Origin of the sequence: Enterococcus sp. DIV1208, from assembly GCF_050530455.1 — a bacterium.
GTDB classification, from domain to species: domain Bacteria; phylum Bacillota; class Bacilli; order Lactobacillales; family Enterococcaceae; genus Enterococcus_B; species Enterococcus_B hirae.
Window position 1 is genome coordinate 2,262,875 of record NZ_CP172887.1, and the last position, 13,144, is coordinate 2,276,018.

Consider the following 13,144-nt stretch of genomic DNA (forward strand, 5'->3'; position numbering starts at 1 on the left):
CCTTATACAAGATGTTTGACAAATTCGATTACCATCTCAGCAGAACGTTTCCCTGCATCTTCAATAAACTCATCAAAGGTTTGTGTCGCTGCATGATCAGCAGTATCACTCATCGCACGAACGATCAAGAAAGGAATATTGAACTGACGAGCCGTTTGTCCAACAGCCGCTCCTTCCATTTCACAAGCCAACGCATCTGGAAAGTTTGTTAAAATCTCTTCTACTTTTTCGGAAGAATCAACAAACGTATCTCCAGTAACGATCAAGCCTTCTTTCACATTCAGATCTATCGCTTTGGCTGCTCTTGCCATCTCTGTGCGAAGATACGTACTTGCTTCATAATAAAGCGGCATCCCTGGTATTTGTCCTGGCTTATAGCCAAATCCGGTTGCATCTGCATCGAAATAAGCTACTTTATCAGAGATTACGATATCGCCTACTTGTAGCCCTTGTCCGATACCACCCGCTGAACCTGTATTGATGACCATATTCACACCATATTGTTGGATCAATAAACTAGTAGTGACTGATGCCAAAACTTTACCGATCCCTGAACGAACCACAATTACTTCATGTCTTCCTAAAGAGCCTGAAATGAACAATGCTCCTGCTCGTTCCCATGACAAGGGTTCACTTAGCTTTTCTCTTAAAATTTTGATTTCTTCTTCCATTGCACCGATAATACCGATTTTCATAGCTTTTTCCTTCTTTCTAAATAAATGCGACCGCAAAAAATACGACACACAATAATAGAATAACAATAATCAAGGATTTCATCAAAAATGAATTCCACTTCGTCGTTTTTTCACGTTCACCGATTCTTGTTTTTGTGATAGGTTTGTTCCGTTTTTGTTCCTTTCGATAAAAACTAGCAATTTTCTTTTCTTCTTGCTGATAAGCAGCCTCTTCTTTTCTTTGCCGTTTTAATGACTCTTGGGCTTGCGCCTGCTGTCGTTTACGTAATTCACTTCTCGTAATCAGCGGTCCTTTGGCCATCAGCCGATCCCTCTACTTTCCTTTAATCAATAGCTCCCAATATTGGATCGCATACATGGTTTTCGCATCACAGATCAGTTGATCATCTATTGCTTGTTTAGCTTCTGCGAAAGTCAGTGCATATAATTCAAGCACCTCATCTTCATCTTGAGCCAACGGATTCTCTACTTTCTGTAAATCAATCGCATGATAAATATGCATGATCTCATTTGCAAATCCTGGTGAAAGATACATAGATGAAACATGTTTGAGCTTTCTTGCCCGATACCCAGTCTCTTCTTCCAGTTCTCTTGCAGCGGTACGTTCCGGTGTTTGGCTTTCTTCTGGATCGATTTTCCCAGCAGGGATCTCCAAAATCACTTTTTCTAATGGTTTCCGAAACTGTTTCACTAATAATAAACGATTCTGATCATCAAATGCGATGATCCCTACACCACCCGGATGAAACACTAATTCACGTTTGGCAAGTTTTCCATCTGGCAGGCGGACGTCATCTACTGCAACATCGATGATTGCTCCGTGATAGATTTCCTTTCGTTCGATCGTTTTTTCTTCAAATTGCTCATATTCAAGCATCTTTCTCCCACTTTCTTTGTAATAATACCCGCTTTTCGTTTACTTTTCAATTTTTCTAGAGTTTTCTTTTAGTTTACCATAACTAAACCTTAGAAATTCTCTAAATCTACAAAATCCTCCTTTAGTCCCATACTCTTTCTTAGGTTGAGTGTGCTAAAATAAGGGTGGAAATGAGAACAACGCTTCATTACTTAAAATGGATGGAATATATATGGAGGGCTTATTATGCGAAAATTAAATTGGCGATGGATCTTAGGTCTATTGTTGGTGTTTCTTTTGATTCGTCAAGGTCACTTTTCTTTAGTAACAGTCATTTTGATTATCGGTGCAGCTTTAGTGATTTGGGGAATCTTTGGCTCTGGCAAGAAAAAATCAGCAAAAAATGAAATGCCCGATTTATCTGATGAACTTGAATCACATTATACAAAAAGCGGGATGACACCTAGTGAGATTACTTTCTTTAGACAGACAATGAATCAAACGAAAGTCGAAATTGAACAATTGCAACAAAACATGCAACAAACAGCCAAACTAAAAGCTGTCGATCTTCGTCACGATACAGTGAAGGCGGCCAAAGCACTCTTCAAAGCATTGGTGAAAGAGCCCAACCGATTACACGAAGCAAGTCAATTTCTTTATACTCACTTACCAAACTTAGTCGATTTGACCAATAAATATATTGAGATCAACGACCATGAAATCAAAAACAAACAGACTTACGAAAAGCTCGAAGAAAGTTCACAAATCATTGATCAACTAGCACATCTGATTGCTCAAGACTATCAACAATTTGTCTCTGAAGATTTAGATGATCTAGATGTAGAAATATCAGTTGCGAAACAAAGCTTAAAACGAGAGAATCTATCTGATGATAACAATCAATCGCAATGATCGGTTAATAGAATCATAAAGGAGTGTTTTGTTTCTTAGACACTCCTTTTGCTTATCCTTTCTTTTGTTTATCCTTTATAATAGATGAATAAGATGAACAACTGTTTTTTTACAAAAATGATAACATTGAACCTATCGCATCACATTGAACCACGAGGAGGAGTTTTAAATGGATAATAAACCTAAAGAGGTAACACCTGTAAATGACACGTTAGATGATTTGTTAAATAATCCGTTCTCTACCCCAACAGATAAATTAACCCAAACACAACAGTCAGAAATCAATGCTTTGCAAGAACAACAAACCGCTGCACGCTTGATTGATAAACTACCTGCTGAACGACAAGAGCAAGCCAAAGAGCTAGCAGCTAAAATCGATGTTTCAGATGCACAGTCGGTGATCAGCTACGGTTCTGCTGCTCAAACGAAGTTAAGTGAATTTTCACAATCCATGTTAAATCATGTACAGGCACAAGATATTGGTCCTGTCGGAGATTCATTGACTGAATTGATGTATCGTCTGCAAGAAGCAAATCCTGATGAATTGCGAGCTGGCGAAGGCAATATTTTCCAACGGATGTTTGGCAAAGTAAAACAATCGATCTATGAAGTGACTGCAAAATATCAAAAGATCGGTGCCCAAATCGATAAAATCTCTGTTAAACTAGAAAAAGAAAAAGACGGGCTTTTAAAAGATAATTTGATGCTCGAACAACTCTATCAAAAAAACAAAGATTATTTTGATGCACTGAATATTTATATCGCAGCTGGCGAATTGAAGATGGAAGAACTTCAAACAACGATCATTCCTAAAGCAATGAAAAAAGCCGAAGAAACAGGCGATCAAATGGATATTCAAATTGCAAATGATTATACTCAATTTCTAGATCGTTTAGACAAACGAACCCATGATTTACGTTTGGCAAGACAGATCACTATCCAGCAAGCACCACAGATCCGTTTAATCCAAAATACTAACCAAGCGTTAGCAGAAAAAATCCAAGCATCAATCGCAACAGCGATCCCTCTATGGAAAAATCAAGTAGTGATCGCCTTGACGTTACTTCGCCAAAAAGATGCGGTAACTGCCCAACGTCAAGTTTCTGAGACAACTAATGACCTTTTGAAGAAAAATTCAGAAATGTTGAAAATCTCTGCTATTGAAACAGCAAAAGAAAATGAACGTGGGATCGTTGATATTGAAACCTTACAAACAACTCAAAATGATTTGATCGAAACGATCCAAGAAACATTACGCATCCAAAAAGAAGGAAAAGAAAAACGTCGTCATGCAGAAGTCGAACTTGGTCATATGGAAGACGACTTGAAACAAAAATTACTCGATTTAACACAATAAGAATGATCTATATGGATCAATCAAAAAAGCTCTAGATTTTTGATGTTGGTGAAATTCGCCAACATCTTTTTTATGCTTTAAAAGGATAGAAAAGACACCCCGAAATCCTTCAAAATGAATTTGGCTAACCAATTCATCGAAGGACTCAAGATGTCTTACACTCGTCTTATCAAAGATATTTTAACTATTTTAAGCTTAGGTTAATCGAATAGAACGAAGCATCAATTTTGTTGATTCATTTTACTATGTTGGTACCCATAACCAAAGTAAATCACTAATCCAATCGCCGTCACGATACCGAAGACGATCCATGTGACTGGTTGTAAACGAAGCATCAATACCAAGCATGTACCGATAGATATAATCGGTAATATCGGTACAAATGGCACTTTAAATTCACCGGCTTTTGGTTTACCAAACATTTTTCTTAGTTTAAGTAATCCTAAGCTGACTAACATCAAATAGGTCAACGCCATGATGTTTGTTAGTTCAGCGAGAATATTCAATGGGAAGAAACCAGCGAAAAATAAAGCCGCTACCCCAGCTACAAAAGTCGCCTTTCTAGGCGTCCGATGCTTTTCATCGATCTCTGTCATAAATTTAGGTAAAAGACCGTCTTTACTTACAGCAAACAATAACCGAGCTAGCGAATACATCATAGAAATCGTTACGGTCAAGAGCGTCAAAATGGCACCGACTGCAATCACAGCTCCGATTGTTCCATGACCAACGTAACGCATCGCAAAGGCAACTGGGTCACTGACCCCTAATTCAGTAAACGGAACAATCCCCGTTAAAATCAAGGTAACTACGATGTATAAAGCTGTGGCAATCAAGATCGAACCAATGATCCCTCGAGGAACGTCTTTTTGTGGCTCTTTCACTTCTTCGGCTGCCATTGCAACTGAATCAAATCCCAAGAAAGCGAAGAAGACTAGAGCTGCTCCATCTAAAACGCCTGAAAAACCAAATGGTGTAAATGGTTGCCAGTTTTCAGGTTTTACAAAGAAAATCCCTACAACGATAAATAATGCAATAATACCGAATTTCACAAAAACCATGATATTATTCAATCTTAATGCTTTTTTGGCTTCTAAAGAAACGATGTATGTCACAAATATGACAACGAACACTGCGATCAAATCGACATAGGTGCCATTGTCAGGATTATAACCACTGGTCAAGGCTTGTGGCAAATGGACTCCAAAACCTTCCAAGAACCCTTGAACATAACCAGACCAGCCGGAAGCAACCGACGAAACTGCTAATAGAAATTCGCCAATCAACAACCAACCTGTTAACCAGGCGGCAAATTCACCAAAAACAACATAAAGATACGCATACGGGCCACCAATGACTGGCACACGTGAGGCAAACTCAGCAAAGCTTAACCCCGATAAAATGACAACGATTGCAGCTAAAACGAATGAAAGTGACAGTGCTGGACCCGCATTTTGATTGGCCGCAACCCCTGTCACTACAAATATTCCTGTGCCGATAATTGCGCCAATTCCAAGCATAATTAAATCGGACGTTTTCAGATCTTTCTTCATCCCACTTGTGTGGTTGAGATTGATTTCTTTCTTACGAAACAAATCCATGGCAGTACCTCCCTATTTTAGGTTGGAAAACGGCCATTAAGCCGTTTTCATATACCCTAAAATGATACCACCTAAAATGACTAAAAGGCAACCGACAATAACGTAAACAAGTTCTTTTTTCGTTTTCTTTTCTCCCAAAATGAAAATACCACCTAAAGTTGAGATGATAATCCCCATCTGTGATAATGAAAATCCAACAGCTAAACCAAGTGATTTAACAGTTAAGAGCATGCACACGTTCCCAATTCCCCATAGCAAACCACAAATCATGTTCTTCCAAACAAATTGATCCACTTTCACTTTACGAAAGGCAAAGAAACTTGCACCTAAGATCATTCCGATACTTTGAGGTAAGATGATTGACATCGCATCCAAGTTAGCCCAGTTCACAATGATCGTATAAACACCATAACCAATCGTTGAATAGATCAATGCTCTAAACCCTTTACCAAAATCAAGCATTTTATTGTCAGTATCAACTTTTCCTTCATCATCTTGGCGTGCTGTTAAATAGGCACCGCTAACAAGAAGTGCTAAAGCTAGGATACCGTATACATAATCTTTCGTTTGTGTCCATTCATGAAAGAAAACGGCTCCCGCAATCGTATTCAAAATTAATTGAAAACCAGTCGATAAAGGCAAACCAACAGAAACGCCCATAAATTTCATTCCATGGAACTGTCCGTTTTGACCAACACTCCAAGCTAACCCAGAGAGGAATCCAATCAAGAAAATCCATGGTGTGATTGTTGGGCTAACGATGAAAAAGACAACTAATGAAAAGATAAATGCACCAATCGTCATCCCTAATGTCTGTTGATTGGCATCGCCACCAATTTTCCCGCTTACTAAACCAATACTTCCCCATGCTACCATAGGGATTAATGCTATTAAAATTTCCATAACTAATCTCCTTTTATTTCACATGATATGAAACTTATCAGCGAAAACGTTCACAACACAAGAAGTTTTTTTCGATTCTAACTATTTTCTAACGTTTCTCATTATAGAAATTTAAGATTGGGAAAAACAGGGTCATCGTTGTTCCCTCTCCTACAATTGATTCAGCAAGTAGTTGGATCCCAAGTTTTTCAGCTAAGGATTTAGCCAAATAAAGCCCTAAACCAGTAGAATGTGTTTTACTCAATCGTCCATTAGAACCTGTGAATCCTTTGTCAAAAATCCGCGACAAGTCTTCTTTAGGAATACCGATGCCCGAGTCTTTGATGGCTAAAGAGATCCCTTGTTGGTTCTTTTCGATCGAAATGATGATTTCTCGATGGTCAGGTGTATATTTAATCGCATTGCTCAAAATTTGTTTGAATATAAAAGCTACCCACTTGGCATCTGTTAAAACTCTTTGATCTTCCCCAATAATCTCATACCGAAGATTTTTTTGAATAAAGTAATTCGCCTGACTGCGAATCACTGGCTGAATGATGCTTTTTAATTCATACTCTTGGATTAAATAATCTCTCGAAAAACTATCCAACCGTGCATAATAAAGAACTTGTTCTACATATTCATCGATTTTGGCTAGTTCGTTTTCTAGTAGGGTATATTTTTGATCATCAATATCAAATTCAATCGAACGCACCAAGAGTTCAGAGGCTGCTAAAGGCACCTTGATTTCATGGACCCACGAATCAATGTAATCTTTTTGATCCTGTTGGTTACTAATCGCCTCTTGCATGACTTCTTGGTGCTCACGGATCAATTGATTGATATAATCTTCGACTAATTTTTCTTCTTCTGTATGACCGCCACTCAAATAACTTTGTAGCGGAGATATTTGTTTGAGATCGGCAAGTTTTTCCCACCAATGACGTTTACTTAAATAACGGACAAGTAAATAAAAAAACAAAAATACGGCTTGAATAAGCGCCAGATAGCCAACCATAGTCCAGTCGACTAAAATATTAGGTGCTAACCACATGACAAAAATCGTTAGCAAGACAAAAAAGAGCCAGCCTAAGAGCAACGACCATTGATCCTTTAAGTATTTAAAGAAATTCATTATTTATTTTCATCCTTTCAGAGAACAATATAGCCCTGCCCGACTTTTGTTTCGATATATCCTTTGATCCCTGCTTGTTCGATTTTCCGACGTAAACGATTGATATTGACTGTCAATGTATTGTCATCAACAAACCGCTCATCATCCCATAATGCTCTCAATAACTTTTCTCTGCTAAGGATTTTCCCATGTTGCTTCATCAAGATAAATAATAATCGGTATTCGTTCTTACTTAAATCGATGATTTCACCGTTGATTTCCATACTCCCATTATCAACATTCAACGTGATCCCATTATGACTCATGACTTCACTCGACAGTTCCCCATAATTGTATGAACGTCGCAATAAAGCATTGATTTTGGCAATCAGCACATCAATTTGAAAAGGCTTGGTGACAAAATCATCTGCGCCCATATTCATCGCCATGATCATATCCATATTGGTATTTCGACTGGAGATGAAAATAATCGGCACTTTGGAGACTTCTCGAATTTTTTGACACCAGTAGTAGCCATCAAAGACCGGAAGATTGATATCTAATAAAACAAGTTGAGGTTCTTCTTTTTCAAAGTCTGCAAATACTTGATTAAAATCAGAGGTACCGAACGTTTCAAACTGCCACTTTTCCAGTTCTTCCATGATGAGTTGGCGGATGATTTCTTCATCTTCTACAACCATAATTTTTGCCATCTTGTTGTCCTCCTACTTCTTTCTTGCTATAACCATAACAAAGAAGGCCGAACGTGACAAGTAACCATATTTTCAACTATTTCCCTCTCCATACGCCTTACATCTGAAACGATGGGTTTATTCCTCAATATTTAGTCACGTAGTTGATTCTTTCATCGCAAATATTTTGACTATTCTTAAACTTTTGAAGGGCTCTTTATTTCTTTCCGTCCAAAAAACAAAAAAGTTTGTAAATAAAGCAAGGAACTTCCTCCGACTAAAACCACATAAATAGGTCCCAGGAAGAATAAAAAAAGCAGTAGTAGCAGTGTTCCCCCTAAATGTAAGAGAGCGTTTTTCCATTGATAAAAAAATAAAATAAAAGCAGTAAAAAGAGGGACTTCGTTTGCTCTCTCTAGTTGGAGCAACATACGGTAGCTAACCATCACGATACTTAAAAAAAGGACACTTAACGAAGCATACATCAATATCAATCCCCATGCTCCGCCCCAGTAAAGAAAAATACGACTATCAATTAGTAAAAGCAATAAATAGAAACTGACTATGAGGTCTTGCTTACGATAGGTCAAAAAATTATGACGAAGTTCTTGCCAAAACAACGTATGGATCTTTTTCTCTTCGTTTTTGTGGTAGTGATAAATGGTAGACATAACCGTACGACTAGCACTGCCGATTGTCAACAGCGGTAAGCTAGTTAATAGCCATAAGAATTGCAAAATAAGCAATGACGGAATCCATTCAATGACTGTCAAAAAATGCTGATTGATTTTTTCACTATGAATTTTATTCATTTAGCCTTTTGACCCTCCTGTCAAATCCATTCCTTCAATAAAGTAACGTTGCGCAAAGAAGAACATCAAAATCATTGGGATCAAAACAAGTGTGGCTCCTGCCATCAAATAATTCCATTGAGTCGTCGCCTGATTTTGGAAAACTTGCAACCCAATCTGTAAAGTATACTTCTCTTGATCTTGGATGTATAATAACGGCCCTAAAAAATCGTTCCAAGCCGCATTGAATGAATTGATCGCAATCGTGATTAACGCTGGTTTAGTCAGCGGCAGCATCAGACGGCTCCAAATATAGAAATGATTTGCTCCATCGATTTCTGCCGCTTCAATTAATTCATCATTGATGGATAAATAAAATTGACGCATCAAAAATATATTAAATGCATTGCCGAAGAATGATGGAACGATCAATGGTAAATAAGTTCCTACCCAGCCTATTTTTGAGAATAGAACATATTGGGGGATCATGGTCACAAAACCTGGAATCATCATCGTAGAAAGGACTAAAGCAAACATTAGCTTTTTTCCTGGAAAATCTAATTTCGCAAACCCATAAGCAATGAAGGAATTCGAGAGAACATTGCCAAATACCACTAAGACTGTGATCAATAAAGTATTCCTTGCATAACGCCAGAAGGGGAAAGCAGTAATTGTATCCAGATAGTTTTGCCAAACAATTTTTTCTGGAAAAAAAGTTGGAGGATAACGTACGATCTCTTCCATTGGTTTTAAAGAAGTAAATACCATCCACAATAATGGTATGATCAATACGAGCCCGATAGCCGTCATGAGGAGATAACTAACGATTTTTTTGTTTGGCGATTAACACTTGTTCTTTTGAAATATTCCATCATTTGCCATCACCTCCAGAGTAATAGACCCATCTAGGTGCCAGTTTCAAATTAATAAAAGTCAATACTAACACGATCAAAAATAGGATCATTGACATCGCCATTGCGTACCCCATGTCGAATGCGACAAAAGCTTTATTCCACATGTGAAGATTATAAAATAGTAAAGAGTTAGCTGGTCCACCTGTTCCATTTTTAGTCATCACATAAGCCTCTTGAAAAATTTGAAAAGAACCAATCGTTGAAGTAATCACATCGTAAAAGATAATCGGTGTGATCAATGGCAACGTGATATTTTTAAATTTCCCCCATACGCCAGCACCATCAATCGCTGCTGATTCGTATAAAGAGCGTGGAACGTTTTGCAAAGTCGCTAAATAAAGCAACATTGCTCCGCCAGAACTCCAGATTTTCATTAAAATCAAAGCTGGCTTTGTCCAGTTAGGATCAAACAACCAGGCTGGTCCAGAAATATTGAACCAACCTAGAAACGTATTGATCAACCCGGCAGAAGGTGAAAGCAGCTGCATCCATAAAATATAAACAGCAACACCAGATAGGACTGCAGGTAAATAAAACATCGTTCGGAAAATACTGATACCTCTGATCTTTTGGTTTAAAATCGTTGCTAGAAATACGCTAAACATTGTGGTTAAAGGAACATTGAATAGGACGAAATACACTGTATTGTATAATGATTTCCAAAAAAGATCATCGTGTAGAAACATCCGTCTAAAATTAGCTAATCCAATGAAATTCATTTTAGAAGTCAAATTATAATCAGTGAAACTTCCGATAACAGAAAAAAGCATGGGCCCTAACATAAAGACGACAAAGCCAATAATAAAAGGCGAGATAAATAAATAGGCCCATCTTGCCTCTTTTTTCTTTCGGATTGATAAACGCTTCATTTTCTTGCCTCCTTTTTTCTTTCAATTAGTCAACAGTTGATTAGTTATTTTGTTTTACTAGATTCTCCACCGCTTTTTGAGCATCAGCTAAACCTTCTTTCGGTGTTTTTGTTCCTAAGAGAATTTGATCGATTTGTTCGTTCACTAGTGTCGTATAATCTGGTGCTGCTAATGGGACAGGTGTAATGACCGTATTTTTGAAATTCTCATCAGCCATTTGATAGATCATTCGTCCCTTGTCACTTAGCTGTTCATTCTTCACTAAGTTCTCATTGGCTGTTTTACTTGCCATGATATCAAAACTCTTTTCGCCAAATTTTTCTTGAACTTCTGGTGAAGAAAGGTACTTGATAAAGTCATAAGAAGCTTCTGGATCTTTTGCCCCATAAGGTACTTCGAGTACAAAGCCGCCGCCCCATGACCAATGACCAGAACCTTTTTCTTTTTCTGGAAGCGGAATGACACCAAAATCAAAATCTTCTGGAGCATTTTCCATCAAGCTCGAATAATAATTGATATTTTGGGCACGCATTGCGACTAAACCTGAGATGAATGGATCAGAAACACCTGAGCCAAATTCTGCCTCTAATTTATTGATCGTATCTTTCCCATAATAGTCTTGCCAATCTTGGATCCACTCTAATGCTTCAACTTTATTCTTCGTATCGATTTTGATTTTGTCGTCTTGATCAAACCAGCTTGTCCCATTATCTGCATTTAATGCCCAGACATCTGCCCCTAAATTCCATAAAGGATAAAATCCAATTCGTGTGAATTCTTTTTTATCTTTTTTATCCAATTGATGGGCGTTTTTTTCTAATTCATCCCATGTAGTTGGTAAATCTTTTTCAGCGATTCCTGCTTCTTTAAATAATTTTTTATTATAAAAAATAACTTGAGTATCTGTGTTGAACGGAATCGCATAGGGATCACCTTTGTACTCCACTGTATCCCATAATTGTGGATAAAAATCTTTTGAGGTCTCTTCATCTACATATTTAGATAAGTTTGTGGCCTGTTGCGCTTCAGCTCTTTGAGCAACTGAATTGATATCTTGAACAATCACGTCTGGTGCATTCCCCGCTGTAATCGCTGACAATGATTTGGTCCAAATATCCCCCCACGGTTGGTATTTATAATTTACTTGGATCTTATCTTGTGATTGATTGTACTCGTCAATGATCTCTTCGATCACTTCTTTACGTGCTCCTGATCCCCAAAATGACCAGAAATCAATAGTTTTCTTCCCGTCACTTGTTTTTTCAGATGAACTAGCTGCGTTTGACTTTGCACTACTTGAACCACAACCTCCCAACAAAAATAATGCTGTACTTGCCAGCACCCCAGTAACTAACAACTTTTTCATTTTATCCCTCCGTTTTTTAATAAAAAGGTTATCTTTTGTCATTTGCAACCGATATCATTTTAATCAGAAAATAACAATTTATTAGGCGTGCCTACTCATATATCAGATTAAATCTACCACTATATTTTTTCTAAGTATTTCCTTTGTATTTTCTCATTTTAAAGTGCAGAATGTAAATGTATTAATAAAAGATTAGGAGGAATTTTTGATGTTCAGACACCAAAAGGAATTACAGTTTGAAGCAAAACCAGATCGTCCGAATCCGTTAATCGCAAAATATTTACAAGAGCTTATCGGTGGACAATACGGAGAAATGAGTGTGGCAATGCAATACTTGTTTCAAGGTTGGAGCTGCCGAGGAGAAGAAAAATATAAAGACATGTTAATGGATATCGCAACAGAAGAACTTGGACATGTCGAAATGTTAGCAACGATGGTCGCACGATTATTAGAAGATGCGCCAGTTGAAGACCAAGAAGAAGCAATGAAAAAAGATCCTACGATCGGTGCAATCATCTCTGGTATGAATCCTCAGCATGCAATTGTCGCTGGCTTAGGACCACGCCCTGCTGATAGTGTTGGCAACCCTTGGAGTGGAGGTTATATCGTTGCAAGTGGAAACTTGTTAGCTGATTTCCGTGCCAATCTAAATGCTGAATCTCAAGGACGGTTACAAGTTGCTCGTATCTATGAAATGATCGATGACCGTGGCGTCAAAGATTTACTGGCAGTCTTGCTTGCAAGAGATAGTTATCATCAAAACTTATGGGCAAGTGCCGTGAAAGAATTGGAAGAAAATGAAGGCTCCATTCTTGTACCAAGTACGTTCAATCGTGAAAACGAACGAAAAGATATCGCCTATGACTTTTATAATTTCTCAGAAGGTGATGAAAGTAGTAAAGGCTCTTGGGCAAGTGGCGAAGCCTTAGATGGTGAAGTCGAATACCAATGGTTAGCAGAACCAAAAATTGAAGGTGATAAACCAAAATTACAACGGGTTACACCAAAAATGTATGGAACACCGCCAAGTAAAAAATAAAACATGCAAAAGTGGTTATGTCCAACATCCTTTGGGTCCTTACCACTCAACAGAAT

The 13,144-nt window shown here is 37.8% G+C and carries 14 protein-coding genes; 3 read left to right on the forward strand and 11 right to left on the reverse strand.

Annotation, left to right across the window (positions count from 1 at the left end):
- Positions 1-2: 2 nt before the first annotated feature.
- The 3 genes from IGK91_RS10425 to IGK91_RS10435 are packed head-to-tail and all read right to left on the reverse strand — an operon-like array spanning position 3 to position 1,572.
- Positions 3-695, reverse strand: coding sequence for a 5'-methylthioadenosine/adenosylhomocysteine nucleosidase (locus tag IGK91_RS10425; RefSeq protein ID WP_010737128.1), 693 nt, complete (start codon positions 693-695; stop codon positions 3-5).
- Positions 696-711: 16 nt separating this feature from the next.
- On the reverse strand, positions 712-996 hold the full coding sequence (macP, locus tag IGK91_RS10430) for a cell wall synthase accessory phosphoprotein MacP (protein WP_010720826.1): 285 nt from the start codon (positions 994-996) through the stop codon (positions 712-714).
- Between the two features lie 12 nt (positions 997-1,008).
- The gene (locus tag IGK91_RS10435; RefSeq protein ID WP_010737127.1) at positions 1,009-1,572 is read right to left on the reverse strand and encodes an NUDIX hydrolase; all 564 of its coding nucleotides are present in this window, start codon (positions 1,570-1,572) and stop codon (positions 1,009-1,011) included.
- 225 nt (positions 1,573-1,797) lie between these two features.
- Between IGK91_RS10435 and IGK91_RS10440 the strand changes: the two genes are divergently transcribed.
- Both IGK91_RS10440 and IGK91_RS10445 read left to right on the forward strand, forming a co-directional pair.
- Positions 1,798-2,463: a 5-bromo-4-chloroindolyl phosphate hydrolysis family protein gene (locus IGK91_RS10440; RefSeq protein ID WP_010737126.1), complete on the forward strand. Its 666-nt coding sequence runs from the start codon at positions 1,798-1,800 to the stop codon at positions 2,461-2,463.
- 169 nt (positions 2,464-2,632) lie between these two features.
- Positions 2,633-3,820: a toxic anion resistance protein gene (locus tag IGK91_RS10445; RefSeq protein WP_081123372.1), complete on the forward strand. Its 1,188-nt coding sequence runs from the start codon at positions 2,633-2,635 to the stop codon at positions 3,818-3,820.
- 221 nt (positions 3,821-4,041) lie between these two features.
- Here IGK91_RS10445 and IGK91_RS10450 read toward each other — a convergent pair whose 3' ends face one another.
- From IGK91_RS10450 to IGK91_RS10485, 8 genes are all read right to left on the reverse strand, one after another.
- The gene (locus tag IGK91_RS10450) at positions 4,042-5,421 is read right to left on the reverse strand and encodes an APC family permease (protein WP_081123373.1); all 1,380 of its coding nucleotides are present in this window, start codon (positions 5,419-5,421) and stop codon (positions 4,042-4,044) included.
- A gap of 36 nt (positions 5,422-5,457) precedes the next feature.
- Positions 5,458-6,324, reverse strand: coding sequence for a GRP family sugar transporter (locus IGK91_RS10455; protein WP_010720831.1), 867 nt, complete (start codon positions 6,322-6,324; stop codon positions 5,458-5,460).
- Positions 6,325-6,412: 88 nt separating this feature from the next.
- Positions 6,413-7,438 (reverse strand): two-component system sensor histidine kinase SapS, encoded by a 1,026-nt coding sequence (sapS, locus tag IGK91_RS10460; RefSeq protein WP_010720832.1) that lies wholly within the window; start codon positions 7,436-7,438, stop codon positions 6,413-6,415.
- Between the two features lie 17 nt (positions 7,439-7,455).
- Positions 7,456-8,130 carry a two-component system response regulator SapR gene (gene sapR, locus IGK91_RS10465; protein ID WP_181934395.1) on the reverse strand — a complete coding sequence of 225 codons (675 nt, stop codon included), beginning with the start codon at positions 8,128-8,130 and terminating at the stop codon, positions 7,456-7,458.
- Between the two features lie 176 nt (positions 8,131-8,306).
- Positions 8,307-8,921, reverse strand: a complete 615-nt coding sequence (locus IGK91_RS10470) for a DUF624 domain-containing protein (protein ID WP_010737124.1) — start codon at positions 8,919-8,921, stop codon at positions 8,307-8,309.
- Positions 8,922-9,728: a carbohydrate ABC transporter permease gene (locus IGK91_RS10475; RefSeq protein ID WP_181934438.1), complete on the reverse strand. Its 807-nt coding sequence runs from the start codon at positions 9,726-9,728 to the stop codon at positions 8,922-8,924. It lies immediately after the preceding gene.
- A gap of 43 nt (positions 9,729-9,771) precedes the next feature.
- A complete protein-coding gene (locus IGK91_RS10480; protein ID WP_010737122.1) occupies positions 9,772-10,683 on the reverse strand; it encodes a carbohydrate ABC transporter permease in 912 nt (303 codons plus the stop codon).
- Between the two features lie 40 nt (positions 10,684-10,723).
- Positions 10,724-12,049: an ABC transporter substrate-binding protein gene (locus IGK91_RS10485; protein WP_034867748.1), complete on the reverse strand. Its 1,326-nt coding sequence runs from the start codon at positions 12,047-12,049 to the stop codon at positions 10,724-10,726.
- A 208-nt stretch (positions 12,050-12,257) separates the two neighbouring features.
- Here IGK91_RS10485 and IGK91_RS10490 point away from each other — a divergent pair, with 208 nt between their 5' ends.
- The gene (locus tag IGK91_RS10490) at positions 12,258-13,088 is read left to right on the forward strand and encodes a manganese catalase family protein (protein ID WP_181934396.1); all 831 of its coding nucleotides are present in this window, start codon (positions 12,258-12,260) and stop codon (positions 13,086-13,088) included.
- The last annotated feature ends 56 nt before the right edge of the window (positions 13,089-13,144 follow it).